Source organism: Massilia mucilaginosa, from assembly GCF_011682145.1.
In the GTDB taxonomy this organism is placed as follows: domain Bacteria; phylum Pseudomonadota; class Gammaproteobacteria; order Burkholderiales; family Burkholderiaceae_D; genus Telluria_A; species Telluria_A mucilaginosa.
In genome coordinates this window covers 1-785 of the sequence record NZ_WHJH01000173.1, presented here as the reverse complement: position 1 = coordinate 785, position 785 = coordinate 1, and the positions used below count along the sequence as shown (strand labels likewise).

Annotated in this window: 1 protein-coding gene; it reads right to left on the bottom strand. The window is 65.2% G+C overall.

Going from position 1 to position 785, the window contains the following annotated elements; translation table 11 throughout:
• Positions 1–730: IS66 family transposase (gene tnpC / locus F2P45_RS34335; protein ID WP_370663349.1), on the bottom strand; the 730-nt coding region annotated here is incomplete at its 3' end.
• Positions 731–785 lie beyond the last annotated feature (55 nt).

Genomic DNA, 785 nt, shown 5'->3' with positions numbered 1-785 from the left:
CGAGACAGGAGCGGATGACGCAGAAGTGCTCGGCACCGGCGAGTGTGCGGAAGCAGCCCGATATTTTCTGTTTGACCTTGGGCATGCGCACGGCGCGTTCGCCAACGTTGTTGGTGAATGGCACGGTCGGGTCGCTGATGAAACGCAGGACCGCGTCGGCATGGAGGCGGAATCGGCGCAGCAGATTGGCGGGGACCGATTGTTTGCCGCGGCCGCGCTGGCCCGGCGACTGCACGGTTTCGGGATGAAGCGCTTCGCCTTCCCGCACCAACGCGTCGTACACGGTGCGGAAGGCGGCCACATCGTCGGCGTCGAGGGAGCGCTGTTGGTGCCGCGCCGCCGTACAAACCCGATTGGCGCTCAGCAGTAATTGCATCATCGACTCGGGCCATTGCTGGCCGGTGATTTCTTTCACGTAAAGCAGTTCGCGCAACAGGTGGGCATTGCATAAGGCGTGAATGGAGTCCTCAAGCCGCCAATACGGAGCCCAGCAATCGTGCACCAGCACGCCCAGGCGTTTGGGCAGGATGCCATGCGCCTCGATCGCTTCCAGGCCCCGTTTGGCATGCACGCCGTACCATGTCAGCGTCTCGCTGGCGGCGATGTGCAGCCAGTGCAGTTTGCCGGCCACGCGCAGGCCCGATTCGTCGGCGTTGAGCACCGGCGCGGCGCGCAGATGCTCGGCGATCTGATCCGCCGTCGGTTGCAGGGCCGCGCTCGCCTCGGCCACCCATGCCAGCAACGTCGCCGGCGAGACGGCCAGGCCGTACAGGTCGGCGATTAAC